This is a genomic window from Pseudoflavonifractor sp. AF19-9AC, assembly GCF_003478995.1.
GTDB lineage: Bacteria > Bacillota > Clostridia > Oscillospirales > Oscillospiraceae > Lawsonibacter.
This window is the reverse complement of the sequence record NZ_QUGI01000003.1, coordinates 26,487-45,290: the sequence shown is the minus strand read 5'-3', so window position 1 is coordinate 45,290 and position 18,804 is coordinate 26,487. Positions and strand designations below refer to the sequence as shown.

The 18,804-nt window shown below is 52.6% G+C and carries 23 protein-coding genes; 9 read left to right on the top strand and 14 right to left on the bottom strand.

Going from position 1 to position 18,804, the window contains the following annotated elements:
* Positions 1–3: 3 nt before the first annotated feature.
* The 14 genes from DWX58_RS05755 to DWX58_RS05695 form a co-directional block, all read right to left on the bottom strand.
* Positions 4–594, bottom strand: coding sequence for a hypothetical protein (locus DWX58_RS05755; RefSeq protein WP_118642033.1), 591 nt, complete (start codon positions 592–594; stop codon positions 4–6).
* A gap of 13 nt (positions 595–607) precedes the next feature.
* Entirely contained in the window at positions 608–1,228 is a 621-nt protein-coding gene (locus DWX58_RS05750; RefSeq protein WP_118642032.1) for a hypothetical protein, read from the bottom strand.
* Positions 1,229–1,232: 4 nt separating this feature from the next.
* Positions 1,233–2,312 (bottom strand): ankyrin repeat domain-containing protein, encoded by a 1,080-nt coding sequence (locus DWX58_RS05745; RefSeq protein ID WP_118642031.1) that lies wholly within the window; start codon positions 2,310–2,312, stop codon positions 1,233–1,235.
* A gap of 26 nt (positions 2,313–2,338) precedes the next feature.
* Positions 2,339–3,481: a hypothetical protein gene (locus DWX58_RS05740; protein ID WP_118642030.1), complete on the bottom strand. Its 1,143-nt coding sequence runs from the start codon at positions 3,479–3,481 to the stop codon at positions 2,339–2,341.
* Between the two features lie 112 nt (positions 3,482–3,593).
* The gene (locus tag DWX58_RS05735; protein WP_118642029.1) at positions 3,594–4,238 is read right to left on the bottom strand and encodes a hypothetical protein; all 645 of its coding nucleotides are present in this window, start codon (positions 4,236–4,238) and stop codon (positions 3,594–3,596) included.
* A gap of 92 nt (positions 4,239–4,330) precedes the next feature.
* Positions 4,331–4,501: a hypothetical protein gene (locus DWX58_RS15330; RefSeq protein ID WP_199648705.1), complete on the bottom strand. Its 171-nt coding sequence runs from the start codon at positions 4,499–4,501 to the stop codon at positions 4,331–4,333.
* A 12-nt stretch (positions 4,502–4,513) separates the two neighbouring features.
* On the bottom strand, positions 4,514–5,101 hold the full coding sequence (locus DWX58_RS05730) for a hypothetical protein (RefSeq protein WP_118642028.1): 588 nt from the start codon (positions 5,099–5,101) through the stop codon (positions 4,514–4,516).
* Positions 5,092–5,487, bottom strand: coding sequence for a hypothetical protein (locus DWX58_RS05725; RefSeq protein WP_118642027.1), 396 nt, complete (start codon positions 5,485–5,487; stop codon positions 5,092–5,094). Before DWX58_RS05725 ends, DWX58_RS05730 begins: the two co-directional genes overlap by 10 nt.
* A complete protein-coding gene (locus tag DWX58_RS05720) occupies positions 5,484–5,696 on the bottom strand; it encodes a hypothetical protein (RefSeq protein WP_118642026.1) in 213 nt (70 codons plus the stop codon). Before DWX58_RS05720 ends, DWX58_RS05725 begins: the two co-directional genes overlap by 4 nt.
* A 41-nt stretch (positions 5,697–5,737) precedes the next feature.
* Positions 5,738–6,277, bottom strand: coding sequence for a hypothetical protein (locus DWX58_RS05715; RefSeq protein WP_118642025.1), 540 nt, complete (start codon positions 6,275–6,277; stop codon positions 5,738–5,740).
* A 12-nt stretch (positions 6,278–6,289) separates the two neighbouring features.
* Positions 6,290–6,514 carry an Imm17 family immunity protein gene (locus DWX58_RS05710; RefSeq protein WP_110440767.1) on the bottom strand — a complete coding sequence of 75 codons (225 nt, stop codon included), beginning with the start codon at positions 6,512–6,514 and terminating at the stop codon, positions 6,290–6,292.
* An 18-nt stretch (positions 6,515–6,532) separates the two neighbouring features.
* The gene (locus tag DWX58_RS05705) at positions 6,533–7,375 is read right to left on the bottom strand and encodes a DUF2262 domain-containing protein (RefSeq protein WP_118642024.1); all 843 of its coding nucleotides are present in this window, start codon (positions 7,373–7,375) and stop codon (positions 6,533–6,535) included.
* A 10-nt stretch (positions 7,376–7,385) separates the two neighbouring features.
* Positions 7,386–8,768 (bottom strand): DUF6138 family protein, encoded by a 1,383-nt coding sequence (locus tag DWX58_RS05700; protein ID WP_118642023.1) that lies wholly within the window; start codon positions 8,766–8,768, stop codon positions 7,386–7,388.
* Positions 8,769–8,782: 14 nt separating this feature from the next.
* On the bottom strand, positions 8,783–9,898 hold the full coding sequence (locus DWX58_RS05695) for a hypothetical protein (protein WP_118642022.1): 1,116 nt from the start codon (positions 9,896–9,898) through the stop codon (positions 8,783–8,785).
* A gap of 795 nt (positions 9,899–10,693) precedes the next feature.
* Between DWX58_RS05695 and DWX58_RS05685 the strand changes: the two genes are divergently transcribed.
* From DWX58_RS05685 to DWX58_RS05645, 9 genes are all read left to right on the top strand, one after another.
* Positions 10,694–11,311, top strand: a complete 618-nt coding sequence (locus DWX58_RS05685; RefSeq protein ID WP_118642020.1) for a TetR/AcrR family transcriptional regulator — start codon at positions 10,694–10,696, stop codon at positions 11,309–11,311.
* Positions 11,312–11,500: 189 nt separating this feature from the next.
* A complete protein-coding gene (locus tag DWX58_RS05680; RefSeq protein WP_243093279.1) occupies positions 11,501–12,985 on the top strand; it encodes a DUF6138 family protein in 1,485 nt (494 codons plus the stop codon).
* On the top strand, positions 12,982–14,364 hold the full coding sequence (locus tag DWX58_RS05675; RefSeq protein WP_118642018.1) for a DUF6138 family protein: 1,383 nt from the start codon (positions 12,982–12,984) through the stop codon (positions 14,362–14,364). The genes DWX58_RS05680 and DWX58_RS05675 overlap by 4 nt, the downstream gene beginning before the upstream one ends.
* Positions 14,365–14,382: 18 nt before the next feature.
* The gene (locus DWX58_RS05670; RefSeq protein ID WP_199648703.1) at positions 14,383–15,474 is read left to right on the top strand and encodes an ankyrin repeat domain-containing protein; all 1,092 of its coding nucleotides are present in this window, start codon (positions 14,383–14,385) and stop codon (positions 15,472–15,474) included.
* Between the two features lie 64 nt (positions 15,475–15,538).
* Positions 15,539–15,895, top strand: coding sequence for a hypothetical protein (locus tag DWX58_RS05665; protein WP_243093278.1), 357 nt, complete (start codon positions 15,539–15,541; stop codon positions 15,893–15,895).
* A 17-nt stretch (positions 15,896–15,912) separates the two neighbouring features.
* On the top strand, positions 15,913–16,746 hold the full coding sequence (locus tag DWX58_RS05660) for a hypothetical protein (RefSeq protein ID WP_118642016.1): 834 nt from the start codon (positions 15,913–15,915) through the stop codon (positions 16,744–16,746).
* A gap of 84 nt (positions 16,747–16,830) precedes the next feature.
* Entirely contained in the window at positions 16,831–17,481 is a 651-nt protein-coding gene (locus DWX58_RS05655) for a suppressor of fused domain protein (protein ID WP_036627022.1), read from the top strand.
* A 27-nt stretch (positions 17,482–17,508) separates the two neighbouring features.
* A complete protein-coding gene (locus tag DWX58_RS05650) occupies positions 17,509–18,264 on the top strand; it encodes a hypothetical protein (protein WP_117476751.1) in 756 nt (251 codons plus the stop codon).
* A 24-nt stretch (positions 18,265–18,288) separates the two neighbouring features.
* Complete coding sequence (locus DWX58_RS05645) at positions 18,289–18,744, top strand: hypothetical protein (protein WP_020225652.1); 456 nt, start codon at positions 18,289–18,291, stop codon at positions 18,742–18,744.
* Positions 18,745–18,804: the final 60 nt, after the last annotated feature.

The following is an 18,804-nucleotide window of genomic DNA, read 5'->3' as shown; positions in this document are numbered from 1 at the left end:
CCTTTACAGCAGTTCCAGCACCTCGGCAGCGGGCTTGGCAAACTCTGCCGGGACTTGCTCCAATACATCCTGATAGGCTTTCACCGCTTGCCAGGAGTAGTAATAGAAGCTATAGAACAGGTCATCGGGGAAGACCTCGTCCTCCTCGTAGCGCATCTCATCTTCTTCCTCGTCGTATTCCTCCGACCACAGGTATTCTTCCTTCAGCAGATCGGAGAACAGCGGCAGCGCCTCGGCGTGTTCCATCTTATCTCCATCATGGAAACACTGGAGGATGCAGGCAAAGAAGTCCAGCAGTTCCCCGGCCAGGAAATGGGCTGCGGGGTTCTGCCCGCTCTCTGCGAGGGCTTTCTCCAGAATCCGGTTCAGGAACACCATGCCGAAGGGGGTAGCGTGCCACAGGGTACTCTGGTGCTCCATGTTGGTGGTGAGCTCGTAGAGGGACTTTTTGACGGATGCCAAATCACGCATCTGCTCCAGCACTGTCAGGTGAGCGGGAAAATCCGTTCTCCGGCCATAGGCGGTGGTGAGCCGGTGCCACGGGACATCAGCGACCTTGAGATGGGTGATGTAGGTTCTGTTCTTCTCTGTCATGTTGCTGCCCTCCTTATCCCGCTGTATGGCTGAGGTACTCCTTCTCCAGAGCGGTGTACCACCGTTTCAGCATGGTTTCCAGACTGCTTTTCCCGCCTCGGTCTGTAAAAACAAGGAACTTTTGCATCAGTCTGGGGAATAGATATTTGCCCGCTGTTGTCAGATCCTGATTGAGATAGACCATCCGTAGGATACGGCCCTGCCGGTCCAGAGGGTTCTTTTTCAACAGCTCCTTTTCAAAGCAAAAGCGCAGAAACACCACATTCTCGTCGTAGAATTCCTCCACCACAGCCGCACCAATGCTGGTGTATGTGATGTCGTACACCAAACGGCTCCAGTCAAATTTCTCGGCATAGAGCAGTTTCAGCGCTTTTGCCCAGTGTTCCTCCGGGATCACCAGCATCCTGTGCTGGGCGGTGCTGGAGTATCCGCGATAGACGGGGTCCGGCTGCCCCAGCAGCTCGCTCACACTGTCGGCGTAGACGAAGCACAGCTCCTCATCGAACAGGCCGCCGATGAAGTTGCCGTTGCAGTACAACATGTAATTCTTGGACTTGGCCGGAGAATAAGAGAGGTTATATTCCTGCGAGTCCAGGCTTTTATGTACCTTGTTCAGAAAGTCTATTGATGTCATGGCTTTACTCCTCAAACTCGCCCTCGATCATCCCGTTGAGATACCGGCCGGGATCTGCGATGAAGTCATCCCATTTGGCCAGAGGGTGGAATTCCTCATGCTCGATGTCCAGATACCACAGCTTTTTGTCCCTGGGGCTCCACAGCAGCAGATAGTCGCTGTAGTTGTCCATCTGCACCATGAGGGAGAGCAGCTTCTTCCGTTTCCAGGTCATCTCCTGCACATCCATGAAGGAGTAGAGCTCCGCCCACTTCACCCATTCCTGATCCGGGAACTCCAGCCGCAGGGGGCCGGTCTTCAAGTATTCCACCAGCTTGGCGGGCAGCTTGTAGGGCATGAGCTGCCGGATCTTTTCCTGCTCGTTGTGCCATTCCTCTGGCTCCAGGGCCTTCAGGTAGTCGGCCATCTCTTGATTCTTGTTTTGAACTGCCACACTGTAGGGACGGTCACCGTATTTGTCAACAAGGGTGATATCCGCTCCCTGTTCCACCAGCCAGCGCACCATGGAGAAATTGTTGGAGCGGGCGGCCTCGGTGACAGGGGTGGAGGCGTAAGGGAACACCATGTCCGGCTTGTGGTAATTGATATCCGCCCCTTTTTCCAGCAGCAGTTTGGCAAGCTCGGCCTGTCCATCGGACACCGCCGCCCGGAATGCCTCGCTGCCAAACTTGTCCACAGTGATCCCGGCTTGCTCCAGCACCTGGATATTCTCCGAGCGCTTGCCCCAGCGCACTTCCTGGAAGGCCCGCTCTTTTTGCTTCGGGCTGAGTTTTGCGGCCTGTCCAGCAAAGAGGGAGACAACCTCCGGCCCGCAGCAGCGGGCGGCGGTGAGCAGCAGGGGCTGTTCCTCTGCCAGACCGGGATCAGCTCCATGCTCCAGCAGGAAGTGGATCATGGGCACATCATTCCGAAAAACCGCGATCTCCAATGGCATCAGCTTGATGTATTCGCTGAGCTGGATGGGAACATCTAAATCCAGACCGCCCTGGAGCAGCGCCTCCAGCTTGGGAGTGTCATGGTCACAGATGGCGGCAGCCGTTTCCGGGAGGGTCTCCCAGCGGCCAATATATGCAATTTGGTACATAAGGCACCTGCTTTCTCGACTTGTACTCATTCATCCCCGAACCGCTCAGCAGCATCTTTGTAAACAGTAATACTTTCTTCCACTTTCACTTTTTCGCTGCGAATACGGAAGTATTCCCGCAGAATGCGCTTCAGTTCCGGGTTTTCCACCTTGCGGGGCAGCAGGCTGATGAACATTTCGTCGTAGCTTCCATATAGCACACCGCCCCGATTGTAGGTCTGCCATGTCACCGTAGGTTTGCGGCCCTCCGGGTCCTTGGCCAGATCAAAGAGCCACCGCTCATCCAGATCCACATAGCGTTCAATCATAAACCTTGTGTCATAGGTTCCATAGCTATAATCCCCCCAGAAAATCAGAGCGATCATTCCATCCGGGCCCAGGCGTTCATAGGTCCAGCCTTCCGGATAACAGCGGTAATGGAGCATTCCCAGCGCATGGAACAAATAGCCTTTTTGCGGCGTATCCAGAAGGGGCGAATAGGTCTCATACACCTGCTCCTTGGGCTGGGTGATGATCGCCTTCATAAAGACCGGCATCAGCCAGCTGCCGCCGTAGCGTTCATTCAGCTCATCAGCCAATGCTTGCAGTCGCTCATCCGGGTTGCGGATCAGGGAGGCGGTCAGTACCACAGCGGGAATTTTCTCTTTTTCCTTGGGTGTGGCATCCCAAATGCGAAGCCCGTCCGTAATCCACCAGGAGGTACAATCATCACGAGAATAAACAGGCGTGCGTTTCAGCTGGGCGATCCGCTGGATGTTTTCCGCCAGAAAGCGGTAGACCTCCAGCATTTTAGGCGAGGTTTTCCCCAACATTAAATGGAAACAGAAGTTCAGTTGTTCTATATCCAGTGGCTTTGTGTCCCCCTCGTCCAGCAGCTGGGAGAGAGTCTTCAGAATAACTGGGGCGATCTGTTCCGATACACAGTCGGAACAGGCATCCGACATGATATTGCTGCCCATCCATTTACCCTTGACCAGTTTGGCCCACAGTGGGGCAGCAGGGGCATACTCCAGCTGCGTCAAAGCCTTTTGAGCAGCCGTTTTGCATTTGCCCTTTTCTGTATTCACAAGCTGGAAAAGCAGTTCGCCGTTTGCTTCATCCTTGCCCAGCTCCAAAATGGCCTGTTCTCGCTTTATGCCCTTGGGGGGCAGTTGTTCCAAAGTCATCATTCATTTTCTCCTATCCCACAATGGTGGTTTCCTTGACGGCCAGATTGTCGTAATCCATGGCGATCAGCTTTGCGGCGGTCTCCGGCTGGGCCGATGGAGCGACTGCATATACTTACTGCTTTTTCTGGCAAAACTCTTTCACATAATCGTATATGCTCTTTATCCCGCCATCAGTTACTGTATTAAACAGGCCATAAGGTTCGTTTTCCAGCTCCTTTTCTGCAAGGAGCATTGCCTGGTGGAAATTCCCTTCTGCGATTTCACACAGTACGACATTCAATCGTGCGGCCGGCGCAGTATCATGGAGAACCTCCGCTTTGAAGTCGGAGACTGTACTGCATCGGCTATGATGGTCTTGAATGGACTTGTTAAACCGACAAAACGCCTCATTCATGACCAAGGTTGCTGCGTCCACCGTGGGGACAGGTAGTTCCATTTTCTGGATGATATGAGCGGAAGGGGAATGTGCCGCTGTGATATGGAAACTAAATGGTTTCTTCCGGGCTACCTCACCCATTTCATATACATCCCAAAAGACATTGTCAATGACGCATGGCTTTGTGGAAACGACTGCTTTTATGGCAGTACCACGCCGGACAGGGGGCGCAGACAGAAATACTTCATATAAGAAATCACCCAGAACCTTATAGGCGCAGTCTGAAACCACTTTGAAGCCATGCTCTCCGGCAACTACTTTTAGGTTTTTGGAAAGCATCGTGCTTAATTCCTTGACTGCCTTCTGCTCCTGCCGTGTCATGCTATTTTCACCTCGTCCAGCTCCAGAATGGCTTTTTCTCGCTTTACGCCCTTGGAGGGCAGTTGTTCTAACCTCATCATCTATACTATCAATTACTCTTTATTTTTGTATGCTCTGTATCCGCCAATGCACACAATCGCAAACAACATCGGTACTGCTGCATAACCTGCATTTGCTGTTCCGTTTGATAGGAATACATAGAACGCACCAGCAAAGGTCAGGATTGTTAAGAGAATAGAAAGTACAAGCAACAACTTTTTCATATCAGTGATTTCCTATCCCACAATGGTGGTCTCCTTGACGGCCAGATTGTCGTAATTCATGGCGATCAGCTTCTCGACGGCTTCTGTGGTACACATGAACCAGGTGCTCACGCCCCAGGCATCCATCCTTGTGGCGGTGAAGAAGTCGGTTTCGGCGGGAGAGGGATTTCTGGCGTCAAGATAGCGGTCGGAATAGAGGTAGACCAGATCCACCTCCCGGTCCGGTAGCCACTTGGCCCGGCGCGCACGCGGTTTACCATTTTTCAGAGTCTTTTCTCTGGGGTTCTCAAACCACGCCAGTTCCTTGATCTTCAGACCGGTGAAGGTATCCATGAGCCGCTGGGCAATCTCCCGGTGGGTAAATACTCCGCAGTCCCAGGAGCCCATCAGCCATGTCTGTATAAAGTCGCCCACCTTGCTGCCGGGAGCAGGCGGCCCATAGACGCTCTCGTCCGCCCACATGACCTCCATCTTTTCACATTGATCTGGCCGGGGACAGGACTGCTTGTTGCCGTATCGGTACATGATATTCACATAACCGAAGTCCTTGCCGGTTCGGTCATGACCGACGGCTTCCACTTTATAGGCAGTTATGGACATTGCAGTTCCACCTCCTGAGCCAGTACAAATCCGCACAGTCCAAGGGAAGAGTCGATAACAAATACCCGGATGTGCTCCCGTTCCATGCGCTTCCGCAGTTCCTCGATGCTGCAGCAGGCGGGAAAGCCGTAAGAGATGGTCCCGCCCAGCAGGTCTTTGTACTGTTCAAAAAAACCGTCCACGGTGATCTCATCCATGCCGAAGAGGATGTTGTCCTGGACCACATTTTCAAACCAGTGGGCCAACAGGCCGGTGAAGCGAACGGATACTTTCTCTCCGGTCTCGGACTGGGTATCCATGTGCAGTGTGTGGGCTTCAAAGTCAGCGCAGTAGCGCAGGACTCTGTTGTCGTGCAGGCCATCAAAAGAACAAATCAGTGTACTCACAGGGATTCCTCCTCGTTCATGAGCTGCTCCTGAACCTCTTTGGGCAGGTCGTTCCATAAAATGTCGTATGTAAAATCCCGAATCTCCGGGTAACACTCCCGCGCTATCTTTTCTGCCGTCTCCCGATCCAGGTAGTGCATCTCTTGGTGGAAAAAACAGTTGAGCTTTTCCATCAGCCGATAGAGGCGGATCTGTTCTTCTTGGGTCATGGGGCACCTCCTCGGATTAGCAAAGGATAGAGTAGCTGTACTTACGCCAGCTCTGCGTCCAAAATCTGGACTTGTTTTCCTTCCTCGTTCACATAGTAAAGTGCGATATAGTCGATGCCGTCCCGCTTGACCTGTTCCCAAGGCATACGCTCGCCATTGATCAGTTCCACAGTATCCGCCTCATCCGGTTCGAAATCTTCTTTTTCGTCCTCGTAATCCACGCTGTACCCCAGCTCCAGCACCAGCTTGGAGGCGGGGATCTCATACCGCTTGAGGGGACGGTGTTCCAGCTCGGATGGATCATGTTCTTCGCAGAACATATTGTCGTAGCCATGCCGCCCACCGTCGAAGATGACGAACTCCTCGCCACTCTCCGGGTCACGAGCTGTCACAAGTTCGGGAGCGAAATAACTGGGAACAATATATAGCTGTGGTTCTGCGTTTAAGGTCAACAGGTCACCGTAGTACCAAACCTCCAGCAGTTCATTGCCAGTGGTAGAACACAATGTCACGGTGGGCAGGCGTTTCTGTGCCCACTCCTTCACATGGCCGGTGAGCCAGGTGGGATATTTTTCGCTCATCGTTCGTCCTCCTTACAGCACCCAGGACATGATGCTGGTCACAATCAGCACGATTCCCAGTAGGAAGAAGATCACCCGCCTGGAGCCGCGGCCATAGCGGTGAGAGTTCGGCTTACCGGTGGGGTCGCACATCCAGTTCCAATTCAGAATTGAGCCAGCCACGGACACAATGCCCATGATCAAAGTCACCCACTCCCAGTGTGCCTGTAAAAAAGCTGTGATCTGCTCACCGTTCATTTAAGTTTCCTCCTCTCCTTATCCCTGTATATCAGCGTCAACGGGGCCTTTTTTCAGTGTTCCATCCACAGTGATCACATGGCCCCAGAACATATCGTCGTCCTCATACCAGGCGGTAAAACGGCCGCCGGGAGATACTGTAAACTCGGTGAGCAGGATGCGCCGGGCGAACTCATCCTCGGTGATGGGGTCTTTCTCCGGGTCACGGTCGGTCTGGTCATTGTCCGCCAGCCATTCGTTGGCCTGAGCAGTGAGCTTCTGGGCAGCCATCGCTCGCAGGGACTTATCCCAGGTTTCCTGGTCTGCCACTAGTTTCTTCATCACATTGGTGACACGGGTCCAGGACGTTTTCTTTTCAATCTCCACATCCAACGAGATCCGGACTTCTTTTCCCATCCACTTACAGGTCCCCTCGAATATGCTCATCTCACGATCCAGCGTGAGGGTTCCCAGCACTTCGTCCTCCAGAAGAATGGGCTTTGTGTATTCCGCCCAAATCTCCTCCAGTGCCGGACAGGGTACGCCTTCCTCCAGTACCTCAGTGACATACCACTGAGGTTCGTAGAGGGCATCACCTTTCCAGCCGCGGGCTTTGATCCGGTAGATCTGGCCCTTGGTAAACCGCTTGGAATAGCCTCCGCCTTCCCGTTCCTTGTCTGTCAGCGGCCAGCTCAGGTAGCATCGACCGGAGATCACCTCTCCGGTCTGGACATCCGCCATGGCGAGGGCATGGGTATGCGCCGCCCAAAAGGTATCCAGAAAGGTTTTGTCCGCGCTGATACCGTCCTGAATCAGTACCAGCTTTTCCTCATCTTCTGGGGCGTACAGGGCAATAAAGTCCTTGACCGTTCTCTTTTTCATGGCGTTCTCCTTACGCAAATACTTGCTGGTATTTCTCTTTCAGTTCCTTCGGCGCCGACTTGATGACCTTGCTGCCGCCGTTTTCAGAGGCTGTGCCCCAGATGGCCCAGAGCACATCACGCCACAGGTAGGCCAGCACCCTTTTGTCATTGCCGGATTCTTCCGGCAGGTAATATTCCAGATGCCCTTTGATCTCCAGCAGAGCATCCAGGCTCTCCTCATTGGCGATCAGGGCGTGGAACTCCTTTGCGGGCTTCAGATTCTGCATGGACTGTACTCCGTGGACCAGCACCGGCATGGACTGGGCAGTGAACCCGTACTGCTTGAACAGAATATGCAGGAACTTCTCCTGCAAAGAGGAGTGCTCGTCATCACATCGATCCAGGTAATCGCACACCAGCCGCCACCACTTCGGCCCTTCCAGTCCCAGGGCGAACACGGCAAAGGTGCCAGGCATAGCACAGGCTTCGTCCGTAAGGTTTTGGTACCACTCAAACTCCCGCATAGCCAGACGAGCGTATCGCTCCATAGCTGGATGCAGATTGGGGTGCTGCACAGCGCAGGCAAAGAGCTGATTGACTCCCTTCTTGGGCAAGCCGGGAATGGGCAGATAGATTTTCTCCTTCCCTCGGAACTCCACCGAGTAACTGCGGGGGAATTCCTCCTGCTCCAGCACCGCGCACAGGTAGTCCAGGATTTCACCATAGCACTCCTGGGAGGAGTCCCTGGCGGTGATGCGGATAGTAGCAAACGCATCATTGGCCGATGCGGTGAAGTGCTCCGTCTTACGCTGCGGGATGTCCTTTGGTAATTTGCCGCTGCCGGCTGTTTTCAGCTGCTTCACCATATCTGGGCGGAGCTGGGAAACCAGGCCGAGGATGTGTTCAGTGGTGAGGGATTCAAAACTCTGCCCGTACACAGTATGGCAGATCGCCACATAGCAGGCAAAGCGCAGTAGACCTTCGTCCACATCCTCCGGACGCAATTCCGGCAGTACTGTGCAGGGCGGAAAGACGGTAAAGCCATCATCCCGCTCTCCCACAAGGAAGAACCGTTCCTGCACCTGCTTTTCTATGTACTTCTCCAACTTATAGCGGATCTCTTGCCAGCCCACCAACCGCCGCAGGGCATCGCAGAGAGAGACAGCATCCTCACAGGGAAATCCTTTCAACGGCAGCCCGGTCAGATACCGCTCCAGCAGCTGATCAGGGAGAAATGGCGTCCCGTTGTGGTTTCGCACCACGGTCGGGTAGGCGGAGTGATTTTCACGAGCGGTGCCGTTCAGCACATCCTGAATGCAGAGATCCGCCTCCGCCAGCACCTCCGGGGAAGTGTCCGGCTTGTGGATCAGATAGTAGCGGCTATGCACGCCATCACGCTTCGGCAAACTCATGGCAAGGTCTCCTCTCAGGTCTGCTGATGCTGCATGGATACGATATGGCAGTCCGGGCAGAATTCCACATAGAGCGTGCCCTCCGCACAGTCAAACACCGTATCCCACTGGATCTGCGCCAGATATTTCATAGGTTTCCCGCAGTGGGGGCAGGTCGTATATTCTGCGTCCTGTACCCAGTTGGCAAAGCCACCGATGGTGTTCACATCCTGACAGGCCGCGCCGTAAAACAGGGGCGCCAGCGCTTTGCCCAGCACAAAGGGATTTTCGGTGAGAGCCTTGTAGTCCTCGGGACTGACATAGCAATCCATCTTCTCCGCCCCGTCAAAGAGTTCGGAGTGGAAGACCTCCACGCCGCCATCCAGGGTAAAGCGGTTGAAGGCGGGGCCTTTCAGGAAGCCCACGCAGTTGGGGCAGCAGGTGGCAGTCAGGATACCGTCCAGCCCCAGGAACCGGAGCCGCTCATCCCGTCCGTCCAATACCAGTATGTCCACCATGCGTCCGCCGCAGTGGGGGCATGTGTCCTCCCGTGCCCGGCCAATGCGGACGGGAGATTTCTCGCCGGTGGTTCCTTTGACCATAGGATAGCAGGTATCGAAGTTGAGTTGGATTCTCTGGCCCTCCTTGTCAAAGGTCCAGCCGCCGATCTGCGCATAGCTGGATGGGTCCACATAGAGGCCCTTGCGCCAGGGCCGGGAATTTCGCTCCAGCTCCAGCAGCGTCTCCATTGCCTTGCCATCTCCCTGCATAGCAAGGCAACTCATCAGATTGGAGGCCTCACTGGAATATTCCGCGGACAACAGCGCATGAATCAGACCACCCCGCACATCGGCGGGAGCATGATAATAGATCTCACAGGGCCAGAACACCTCTGCGGCCAGTGCCGCCCGCTGGATCTCCGGGTCGATGGCATCCCGGTACCCCAGCAGCTGCCAAAAGTCGGTGAACTCCGGGTCCTCCATCTCCGCCAGCCGCTGGATGTTCTGAATCAGGTTTCTCTGCTTCGCTGTGATTTGTTCCGGTGTCCAGGCAAGAGCAGCCTTCCGCTCCTGTTCAGATTTGCATTTCCAGCACAATCCCTCATAGCCCAAAGAGGTCCCACAGCCGGGGCAGATGTAGTTTAGACTCATATTTCTTAACTCCTTTCCAAAGGTAGAAAAACGCCCCGCGACACCCTGTCACTTGGACAGGCTGACGCAGGGCGTGAAAAGGCCGCAAGAAAGAAGCCACATCTGCCCCCAGATGTGGTTTCCTCCACAGGCAAAATCCATTTTTTATATAGAATCAAAGTTATCTTTAACTGATTGGTGTACATCTCCCAAAAACTTCCGCCTACATCACGCATGATTCCATGCGTACAGTGTAAGTTGCTTGTGATATTTTTATATATGGTTAGTTGCTTCTTTCAAATCATAAGGTTGGATGGTTCTTTTCCATCATACCTAATTACATGGAAATTATCAACTAAAACTTGAATCGAAAAATCCCAGAAACAGTTCTCTGTTAGGGAAACACATAGATGATGGCTGACAACGGGCGCACCAATTTTTAGCACGCAATAAACAAAGAGGTAGAATTTTCTTTTTTGTATTATTTATAATGCTTTATAGTCGTTTTTGCTCCATTCCGCTTACTCTTTAGCACTCTTCGGATGGACTGTTTCCGTGTGTTCCGAGCCGCACTGTGGCTGAAAATGTGGTCAGCGCAATGATTGAGGGGTTCTGTATCTCTACCTCACAGGATGGTTTTAGTACACTGTTAACAAAGATTACTCCGGCATCTCAAACGCATCCTACTATGCCCCCCGGTGTATTGCACCGGGGGACTTATTTTTGTGAACAGTCTTGCATTTCATTTAAGTTTCGCTATAATACAAATAAAGACTATTTTTTGATTTTATACTTTATATAGGGCGGTGACGGCTTGTGGCAAGAAAAGCGTATTCTGATGAGGAGAGGGCGCAGGTAAAGGAAGCCCTGATGGTCACCATGATCCGGTGTATCGCGGACCGAGGTCTGATCCACAGCAGCATTGATGTTCTATGCAAAAAGGTGGGCATTTCCAAGACTTTCTTCTATAGTTTCTTTTCATCCAAGGAGGAGTTGGTGCTCCATGCCTTGCGGTACCAGCAGCCCAGGCTGCTGGATTATGCAAGGTCCCTGATGGAAGACCCTGGACTCAGTTGGCGGGCGGGAGTGGAGACCTTTTTGAAAAACTGTTGCTACGGGGCCAAAAGCGGAGTTGCTGTTTTGTCCATTGAGGAGGAGCAGCAGGCGCGCCGCTGCCTTTCCGAAGAGAATTTTCAGGCATTCCGACAGGACCAAGTCAGTTTTTATGGGAAGTTGCTTTCTATCTTTGGCCTCCCTGTGGACAGTATTGATCCCCGGCTGTTTGGCAATCTGGCCCTCAGCATGATGATGGTACACAAAGCCATTCCAGACACCATGCCATTTCTATTCCCAGAGGTGGCGGAGGACATGGTAGACTTCCAGGTCAGGGCTCTGGTGGACGAGATGGAGCGGGTAAAAGAGGATGTGCGGTAGGTGAAAGCAAATGGATAGGGATGAGTACCCATGTCCAAGCGGACGGGAAAGACAGCAGAATATCGTCAGACACAGAGCCTTGGGATACAGGTCTTGGTTCTGTGCGGCCTTTTCGCGCCCTGCGTCAGCCTGTCCAAATGACGGGGTGTCGCGGGGCATTTTTTATTGTTCGGAAAGAGGTGGCCTGATATGAGTTTACCAAAACGAAATAGTGCGGACGGGCGCTGTTACTGGATGAAGCCCGAGGTACAGGAGGAACTGCAACCGCTCTTTGACCAGTGCATCCAGGATGCCATTGACGGCAGAATCACGCGGCTTGATTCCCTCTGGCCACCGGTCGTGGTCAGCAGCGAAGGCGCGCCCTTTGAGGTGTGGCAACTGCTTCGGACATGGACCGAAGCGCAGCGGGCTGAGACCCTTGACGCGGAAAAGGCCATCGCCTTCAGCGAAAACCTGCGCCGCCAGAGCCGGTGGGGTGAAATTGACCACCATCTACTTGATATGCTGAAACGGGAGCTGCAGGAGAAGTATTTTGTCGTGACGGGCAATGAAGATGACCACTTCTGGGATCGGGAGTATTCCCTGAAACCAGGTATCCGTGCAGAGGAGGTTCCGGAGCCGCTACTGCGTTTCGCTTGCTATGTGGCGGTGAGCTATAAGGTATATGGTATGGACTTTCAGTATCTGGACACCAATTACCTCTTTGGATTGGTGGAGAAAGTCCGTCCTGATATGGTGAAAAAGCTCCGGGAAAATGGAACCGGCAGGCTACCGATCTCTCTGCAAAAGCGGAAAACAGAGCACTTCACTGCATCGGCCAACGATGCCTTTGCTGTGATCCGTATTACTGCCAGGGACAACACGGAGGAATGCTGCCATGAAGTGCTGAACTACCTGTGTGAGATTATGGAGCAGGAGGATTTTCCCCGCAGCTATGCGGTGGAGTTCAAAGGGCCGGAAAAGAGTTATCTTCCCATCACAGGACTGCCCAAAAAGGGAGTAAACCAGCTCTTTGCCTGTGCCGTGCAGTACCCCGGCCTCCACCCCCTGATGGAACGGTACGCCCGGCTTGCCATGCGGCAATATGAGCAGTACACCAATCTCAGCGATGAGCAGTGCGCTCTCCCCGGAAGTTTTGCCGTATTTGCTTTGGGAATGCTGGGGAAAGAGTGGCGGCAGCTGGTATGGGATTATCTCGATCTCTGTGATGATGAGCACTCCCACTTACAGGAAAAATTCCTTCGGGAGTATGTGAAACAGTTCGGATTTACCGCCGATACCGTCCCTGTATTTGTCCGTGGGGTGCTGTCCATGCAGAACATGAAGTATTCCAAGGACTATGCCGCGTGGATGGCAAACGCAGAAAGCCTGGACGCTCTGCTGGAGGCAAAAATCCACCTGTCCGAGATCATTCCAAGCGGTTTTTCCTCCGACGAGGATGACGATGATGACGAGGATGACGAGAATGAGGACCCCACCCAGGAAACAGAAGCCAGCCCGGAGGAAGTGCTGCAATACGCATGGGAGACGGTCTGCTATGTGATCTGGGGCAAAGCCAGCGAAAAGGGTGGTCAAAAAGTGGTGGAAACAGCTCCGGAGGAACTGAAAAAGCGTTGCCGGCAGATTTTTATTCCAATAACAGAGAGCCTGGAAGAAAGAGGTAGCCTGCTATGAGTTTACCGAAACGAGACGGCGTACATGGCCGTTATTACCTGATTCATAAACCGGATACGAACCCCGAAGTGCTGGAACAAGCCGATCAGTGCATCCAGGATGTGTTGGATGGAACCGCAAAAGAAAACCATTCCGGATACCCGGTGGTTGTTCGGAATCAAAACGGAACACCCTTTCTTCCCAGCCAGCTGCTGGAGCGGTACCTGTCCAAACTGCCATTGAAAGGATTTCCCTATGCGGATGCGGTCGCCTTTTGCGATGCCCTGCGGCGGCTGGCGGGCTGGAAAGAGATTGATCACACACTGGGACAATACATCGAACATCAGGTGCAGGAGCGGTATTTTGAGGTTGGAGAGAAAGAGGATTACTTTTCCGCTTACCCGCCCTGCACCGTGTGGCCCGAACTGAGGCCGGAGGATGTGGATGACGGCCTGCTGCGCTTTGCCTGCTATGTGGCGGTCTGTTATACGGTATATGGAGCCAGCTACGACTCCCTCACCACCGAGCACATTCTCGGCCTGGTTTCCCAACTCCGCCCAGACATGGTGAAGCAGCTGAAAACGGGCGGCAGCGGCAAATTGCCAAAGGACATCCAGCGGCGTAAGACGGCGCATTTCACCGCATCGGCCAATGATGCGTTTGCCACCATCCGCATCACCGCCAGGGACTCCACCGAGGAGTGCTATGCTGAAATCCTGGACTACCTGTGCGCGGTGCTGGAGCAGGAGGAATTTCCCCGCAGTTACTCGGTGGAGTTCCGTGGGCCGGAGAAGATTTACCTGTCCATTCCCGGCCTGCCTAAAAAGGGAGTCAATCAGCTCTTTGCCTGCGCTGTGCAGCACCCCAATCTGCATCCAGCTATGGCGCGGTACGCTCGCCTGGCTATGCGGGAGTTTGAGTGGTACCAAAACCTCGCGGATGAAGCCTGCGCGATGCCCGGCACCTTTGCCGTGTTTGCTCTGGGGCTGGAGGGACCACAGTGGTGTTCGCTGGTGTGCAACTATCTGGATCTATGTGATGATGAACATTCCTCTTTACAGGAGAAGTTCATCCACGCATTTTTCAAAAAAAGCGGATTTACCGTTCAGACACTCCCTGTATTGATCCACGGCGTCCAGTCTATGCAGGGTATGAAACCGGCTAAGGAGTTCCGTACTCTAATTGCCAATGAGGAGAGCCTGAACGCTCTGCTGGAGGTCAAGAGGCATTTAGAGGACTACCTGCCGGAAGAAAATTGCCAGGACAAAAGATCCCAGGACTTTCTCTGGCAAGATGTGCTCTGGGGCATTTGGGGGCAAGCTGCACAAAATGGCGGCGGTAAGGTGACCAAAGCAGCACCGGTGGAACTGAGAGAACAGTATCAGAAAATTTTTCAATAGGATGGCAGGAGGATTCAGATGAGTGAAGTAAGCTATTCAAATGTACCTCCTATGATGGCTGCCATCCGAGGTGGCGACATTGAGACACTCCGTTCCCTGCTTCATGCGGGGCATTCTCCCAATGAGCCGCAGTGCTATCAGGTAACGATTGGAGCGTGGCCGCGGGAGGAGGAAACCTCTCCGCTGGAGCTGGCGGTGCTGGAAAAACGGATGGACATGGTGCGGCTGCTGATCGAAGCTGGAGCGGATTTGACCCATAACCCGGAAGAATTGCTTTACGGCTCCCTGCGCAGTCGAGACCTGACCCTGTTTTCTTTTCTGATCCATGCCGGAGTCAGAATCCCCGCAAAACAAGAGGACATCTACCGGCTGTTTCTCTATCTGGAAGACCGACGTGATCCTGACGTGCTCCCTATTTTGGACAGGCTGGGAATGGATTTGAAGCAATATGGCGGAGAAGCTCTGCGCAGTATGGCGAGCCATGGAAATCAGCTGCTGGTGGAGTATCTGATTCAAAACGGGGCGGACATCAACTATCACAAGCCAGATATGGTGTTTCCCTACGCTTCGACTCCTGTCACTGAAGCTGCACGGCACAACGATTTTTCTATGGTGCGCTGGCTTGTGGAACAGGGTGCAGACATCACCATCCCGGATAAATACGGTGACCGGCCCTACACCGTGGCAGTACAGAACAAAAATCAGGAAATGGCCGCCTACTTAAAAGCTCTGGAGCCGGAGGAATGGCATAACGAACAGGAAAAGGCGCGTCAACTCACGCCTTACAAGCTGCCTGCCAAGCTGGTGGAATACTTAAAGACCGGCCCCTTGCGTCTGGAATTTCCAGAGCGGGAACTGGTGAAATGGGCGGAGCTTTACCCCTACATGGATGTACAGGAGATGACCTGGAAACGGAAAAAGTTGCTCGCCCTTATGGCGAAAATGGACAATTACAGCGACTATTTGCTGCTGTGGAGTCCCAGAGATAAGAAACTCTGGTATCTGGACATTGAGCATAAGGAGTTTCATCCGTTAGCCAAATGGGAGGAATTTATTGCTGATCCCGGAAAATATCTTAATGGAATGATTGAGGGAGAGTTTGAGGAATAAGGAGAGAACACAAATGACAAAAGATCAACTCTTATCTTTATGGAATGCGGATAACTGGGAGGTAATGAGTTGCGGGGTCTACTTCACGGCTCACCGGGCAGATGCAGATAAGGAACTGCATATCAACTGCAATGATTATACCGAGGCAGAGATTCTGGCCATGCCCTTCTGGGAACGATTAGCTCAGGAACTGGATGAGCTGGACCGGCAGGCCCATGAAATCTTACAGAAAGAATTCCCCGATGATGAGGACATCCCTGGTCTGGCCCTGACCGACATTACGATAGACGAATCCGGCTGTTACGGGACATTTTCCCTCTGCTATGATACTGGGGACTCTCCGGCTGGGGAACTCTATCTCAATGTGTCCTTTGACGAGCAGTTCGTGCCAAGTCCGAAGGTTGGCTACGACACCTTTTAATACAGGGAGGCTCCCCTATGGCATTAAAATTGAACTTTCGTGAAGTCACCCCGGAAGATACCGAAATTCTTCGTATGATAGCGTTGAGAAACGGGAAAGCAGAAGATTACCTCTGCTGCGATGTTACCAATGAGGATGGTGTAACACAGACTACCTGGTATAGTAAGGCGGATGTGGCCCTCTGGGGGGAGGATTATATCCGGGCGAATACCACAATGAAGTACAGCGATTATAGCGGATGGATCATCATTCTGGATATGGAGCCGTTGAACGATGCACAGGCATCACCACGAAAAAAGAAGAAACGGGATTCCTTTCCCCAAATCCCTACCTGGCTGGAGGGCCATGTCAAAGAACAGAAACAAAAGCGCCTGCCCACCGTGACCCTCTGCTCCTCTGCCGGAAATGAACTGCTGGAAGTGTGGTATTACGGAGATTTGCTCACAGTGAAGGGAGAGTCCCAATTCTATATCATAGATGGAGGCGAGGCCCCCGGACTGGTGGAAGCCCGCGACCCAGAGAGCGGCGAGGAGTTCGTCATCTTCGACGGTGGGCAGCATGGTTATGATAATATGTTCTGCGATGAACACAATCCAGCTCAGCTGGCGCACCGCCCCCTCCAGCGGTATGAGATCCCTGCCTCCAAGTTGGTGCTGGAACTGGGCTACAATATCGACTATGAGGATGAAAAAGAGAGCTTCGAGGTAGACGAGGCTGATACCGTGGAACTGGTTAACGGTGAGCGGATGCCCTGGGAGCAGGTCAAACGGGACGGCATTGACTACATTGCACTTTACTATGTGAATGATAAAGGAAAACAGGTGCAGATTTTGGATGCGGAACTGGCATGAGTACAATAGGACTGTTTTGGTAAGAATTTGATGATTACTGGTGTTGATGATGTAAGCCGAGAAAAGAAGTAAGGTGTGTGATCAATGATTACTGGAAAGTATTTGGAGAATCCTGCGTTATATAGTCCCGATGAACTTGAACGATTGGACAACCATATCGAAAAATATTTTGGAAAAGCCACAACAGTGGTTCATGAGTTTTTCAGCGAAGATATTCATGTTGATGTCTCCATCATTCCGCCCCATGAGGAACACAACTATTATACTTTGGTAACCACAGGCATGGGTGCGTTTTCGATGAAGATCCCAAGTGAATATCAAGAGGATGGCCTTCCCTCTCGGATAGAACTGATGATGTGCCTTCCGCCTGAGTGGAACCCTGAAAGTAAGGAAAGCCAAGAAAATTGGCCAGTAGAGCTGCTTCGCTATTTAGCAAGATTTCCAATCATAGAAAGCACTTGGCTGGGCTATGGGCATTCTATTCAAAACGGAACACCATACGCAGATAATACATTGCTGGCAGGGTGTGTTCTTTTAGGCGTACAGGATGCGCCGGAGGGTGCTGCCGTCTGTAAGCTCTCAGATGGAAGTTGGGTCGGTTTTTATCAGGTGATTCCTCTGACAGAGAACGAACTGGAATACAAGATTCAACATAGTACAGATGAAATGCTGGAATACATGGAAGATGTAGACCATGTTGTATATTTCCAAAGACCGGATACCAAGTTTGAATAACACAGAAGAATAAGGAGAGAACGCAACATGGAACAGGCATATTGCACCGCAGTTTTCTGGCGCGGCGGAGAAAAGATTGATCTGAATGGGCGAAAGCCGGATGCGGTACGGTGCCTATCTGTGACGGGAGAGCGGAAGGTGAATCTGTCCTTCCTGCGAGATTATCCCAATCTGGAGGAACTAACCCTAATGGAAAAGTGTGAGGGTGTAGAAGTTCTCTCCGGGCTAAAGCAGCTTCATACACTGTCCCTATGGCTGTCGGCCCCTGTTTCCTGGGACAATGTTTCTCTCCCTGGCCTGCGTGTTCTCCACCTGCGTGGGGAAAAGAATGGCGACATCACCCCGCTTCTCTCCAACATTACCAATCTCCATTTGGAGGAAATGCGGAAAACGGAAGATCTCACCCCTTTCCTGACTCCGGCGATCCGGCTTCAAAAACTCTATCTCCAGTCACTACCAGATGTGCAGAAACTACCGGCTCTGGATGGGCTTCCTTCCCTTTATGCCCTGAAACTCTATGAACTGCATAAACTCAGCGATTTGTCCGCCCTTTCTCACAGCCATTTGCGCTACTTTGCCGCCTCTCTGATTGGGGATAAACTCTCCGCCCAGGCGCTGGCAGATGCTGTGATGGCGATTCCCGATTTGGAGGCAGCCGCACTCCAGCTGGTAGACCGCTCCGGGCGGCGCTATGGCAGTATCCAAAAAGCCTTTGCCGCCGCTGGGAAATCCGCATTGCTGCGGGAGGAAATTAGTGCTTTGACCACATGGCTGTCGCTGTAACCTGGGGATTGGGGCAAGAATGATATGGAACAGTTTTTTGAACATTCCGATTTGGGATTGGGAGCACTGACCTTTCAGAAAGGACCAGGGACCATCCACTGCTGGACTGGAAGAATCGCAGACACAGAGATCCTGTTTTCCATTATTTTGAACACATCTGAACTCCGGTCGGCAAACCTGGATTTTATCCGTTCTGTGCTTCAAAACTGGCGGGAGTATCTTTCAAAAGCGGAGCATGAGATTCAGGCGCAGATTGGTAAAAGCCCTGAGAAGTTTGGATTGCAGCGCGCTCCATTCCCTGAAACGGAGATTCCCGCCGAGCAGCCGCAATTTCTGTTTTATGATGAGACAGAATGGGGCCTGCACTTTGAGATTTGTACCCTTCCTGTGGGGGAGCCATTTGGACTTATGGTTGAGTTTTCAGGGGATACGCCAACGGATGTATATGGCTTGTCGGAAGCGGAAGAAATAGAAGAATAAACGGAATAAGGGGGGCAGTTGGTGTTGAACTTTGCAGAACAAATCGCAGACGCATTGGAC